We start from the raw sequence: 3112 nt of genomic DNA, 5'->3' as shown, positions 1-3112 counted from the left end.
CCTCCGCATACTGATCCGCCGAGCAACGAGCCGCTACCGCTGGGACGGCCGACCCACCACCCGACGCCTCAAGTGATCCATTTGCCGGTCGGCCTAAGGCTTCTGCCGTTCCAGCAGGAAGGCACTTTCTGCGTGCACACCACCGCCTCGCGTCCCCAGCTCGTCGTCTCGACCGACGGTCATGGAGTGGTCAGCCACGCAGGATCGCGGCTGCTGGCCGATCTCGCGGATGCCACCGGCCTGACCGCCGGCTTCAACGACGTGCTCCGACATGGTGTTCGGCCTGTTCAAGATCCTCGGCTACAACTTCAGCCCCCGGTTCCGGGACCTGGACGACCAGCGGTTCTGGCGCGCGACCATGCCCGGGGTGGAGACCGGAATGTACGGAGTGCTGGAGGAGCTGGCCCGTAACCGGGTCAACCTGAACAAGGTGATCACACACTGGCCGGACATGCTGAAGGTCGCCGGCTCCCTGGTCACCAACCAGGTCCGTGCCTACGACCTGCTGCGGATGTTCGGCCGCGAGGGACGCCCCACCCCGCTGGGGCAGGCGTTCGCCGAATACGGGCGCATCGCCAAGACCGAACACCTGCTGCGCGTGGTCGACCTGGTCGACGACACCTACCGCCGGCAAATGAACCGCCAGCTCACCGTGCAGGAGTCTCGCCACAAGCTCGCCCGCGATGTGTGCCACGGCAAGCGCGGCACCATCCACCAGGCGTACCGCGACGGCGTTGAGGACCAGCTCGGCGCGCTCGGTCTGGTCCTCAACGCCATCGTGCTCTGGACGACGCGCTACATCGACGCCGCCGTCGCCCAGCTCCAGGCTGAGGGCCACGAACTCCGCGAGGAGGACATCGCCCGGCTCTCCCCGCTCAAGCACCGCAACCTGAACCTGCCCGGCCGCTACAGCTTCACCGCCTCGACCCCCGCCGCCGGCGTCCTGCGCCCACTTCGGGACCCCGATGCGCCGGAGCTGGACGAGGACGAGACCGGCTGGGAGTGAGTCGGGGCCGTCGCTGCCTGCGTCTCTATAGGCCGTCGCCCGGTCGCTCAGAGGAGGGCGCCGCCGGAGACCTCGATGCGCTGGGCGGTGACCCAGCGCAGGCCCTCGGAGGCCAGCGTGGCGATGGCGTCGCCGATCTCCTCAGGTTCGCCGACGCGGCCGAGCGCGGTCTGCCCGGCCAGAACCTGGCGCATCTCGGCGTCGTCCCGCATCGCTCCACCGTTGAAATCGGTGGCGGTCGGTCCCGGGGCGATGGAGTTGACCCGGATTCCGCGCGGGCCGAGTTCTGCGGCGAGGGTACGGCTCAGGGCTTCGACGGCGGCCTTCGAGGCGGAGTAGACCGAGGTGGCGGGGCTGGTGTGGCGGGTCAGTGACGTCGAGACGTTGATGACGCGGCCGCCCTGGGTCAGCAGCGGCACAAGTGACTGGATGAGGAAGAACGTGCCCCGGACGTTGGTGCCCATCACCGTGTCGAAGTCGTCGATCGTGACGTCCTCCAGCGGTCCGAAGATCCCCACTCCCGCGTTGTTGACCAAGATGTCGAGCCGCGAAGTACCCCAGCGCTCCAGCTGCTCGCTCAGTTCGGAGGTGAAGGACGCGAAAGAGGAGACGTCGCTGATGTCGAGCCGGAGAACAGCGGCAGTCCCACCCACCGCCTGCACCTGTTCCACCGTCTTCTCAGCCCCGGCCGCATCACCGCGGTGGGTGACCAAGACCCGCACCCCGCGTGTGGCCAGAGCGATGGCCGCGCCACGTCCGAGGCCGCGATTCGCACCGGTCACCAAAGCGATCTTGTCGATCGTCATGAACTGTTCCTCCACCGCGCGGCTACCGGAATTCACTCGGCGCCACAGATAGGAGGCGAGTCACTCGACTCGCCTTGTTCTCGTACCGTAAGCAGGACTGCCGAGGCGAGTCAAGTGACTCGCCTCGGGTCTGCGGCATACTGTCCGCATGGCAGCAGAACTCTCCGCACACCACCGCAGACTCGCTCAGCAGAAACGCGAGGCGATCACCACCGCAGCCACAGAACTGTTCCTGGATCGTGGCTACGACGGCACCTCACTAGCCCGGATCGCCGAAGCGGCCGGGGTCTCGAAGTCCACCCTGTTCAAGCGGTTCCCCACTAAGGCGGCCCTCTTCGAGGCCATCGTCACCGAGTCCTGGCAGCGTGACGCCGGCGACGCTGCCGCGCGGCCACAGACCGGAGATCTGCGCTCCGGACTGACAACCGTCGGCCACCGCTATGCCGACCTGGTTGGCCAGCCCGGCATGACAGCCCTCTTCCGGATCGTCATCGCCGAACTGCCTCGTTTCCCCGAACTGGGACGGATGCAGTTCCAGCTCGGCAAACTGCCCTACTTCACCTCCGTTCAGGACTACTTGGAATCCGAGCACGAGGCGGGCAACGCTGATGTCCCGGACGCGGCGAGCGCCGCGAACCAGTTCCTCGGCATGATCGCCAACTACGTCCTGTGGCCCCGCATGCTGCTGACCGACTGGAACCCCGCAGCCTCCGACATCCACGACGCCGTCGAACAGGCCGTCCAGACCATGCTCGCCAGATACACCCCGACCCGCCGGCCTGACCCGAAGCCGGAACGTTGACACTGGCGCGCAATGCTCAACATCCGCGACGCCTCCACTCAGCGGCGCATGTCGGTAAACGATCGTTATCTTGAGCCGCCCGAAGGGCGTCCTTGATGTTGAGCAAGCCCAAGTGAGGCCCCGGGGACTGCCTGATGGATGTGGTTATCTGCCGCTGTCCATCACGCAGATTCCCCGGAGGTCCGATGCTCGTACAGCGCGTGGTGATGTCGTCCTCGCCGCTTGAGTCATGGACAGTGCTCGGCGAGGACGCCGCGCCGGTCGAACCGATCGAGCGCTACCTGGCCTATCTCACCGATATTGAGCGGTCCCCGAACACGGTCAAGGCGTATGCGCATGATCTGAAGGACTGGTTCTCCTTCCTCGGCGTCCGGGGCTTGGACTGGCGGGATGTGCGACTAGAGGTGAGCTTGTTCCGCTTTGACGGACACCATTGGTGTGGTGGTCAGGCTGCGAGTGCGGTCTCATATTCGGCGGGACTGCGGTAGCCGAGGCTGC

At 66.4% G+C, this 3112-nt stretch carries 3 protein-coding genes and 1 pseudogene; 3 read left to right on the top strand and 1 reads right to left on the bottom strand.

The genetic code is table 11. From position 1 onward, the window contains the following. Positions 1–265 precede the first annotated feature (265 nt). A pseudogene (locus tag ACWGJY_RS37450) lies at positions 266–1006 on the top strand (Tn3 family transposase); the annotation flags it as partial. 47 nt (positions 1007–1053) lie between these two features. Here ACWGJY_RS37450 and ACWGJY_RS37445 read toward each other — a convergent pair. Beyond that, positions 1054–1812, bottom strand: a complete 759-nt coding sequence (locus ACWGJY_RS37445) for an SDR family NAD(P)-dependent oxidoreductase (protein ID WP_363082379.1) — start codon at positions 1810–1812, stop codon at positions 1054–1056. Positions 1813–1960: 148 nt separating this feature from the next. Here ACWGJY_RS37445 and ACWGJY_RS37440 point away from each other — a divergent pair, with 148 nt between their 5' ends. Together ACWGJY_RS37440 and ACWGJY_RS37435 are read left to right on the top strand one after the other, a co-directional pair. Continuing rightward, positions 1961–2614, top strand: a complete 654-nt coding sequence (locus ACWGJY_RS37440) for a TetR/AcrR family transcriptional regulator (RefSeq protein WP_453265362.1) — start codon at positions 1961–1963, stop codon at positions 2612–2614. Positions 2615–2799: 185 nt separating this feature from the next. Then, a complete protein-coding gene (locus ACWGJY_RS37435) occupies positions 2800–3102 on the top strand; it encodes a site-specific integrase (protein WP_453265361.1) in 303 nt (100 codons plus the stop codon). Positions 3103–3112 lie beyond the last annotated feature (10 nt).

The organism is Streptomyces sp. NPDC054765 (genome assembly GCF_053612065.1).
Note: the sequence above shows the minus strand (reverse complement) of the source record. Positions and strands in the feature narration are given on the sequence as shown.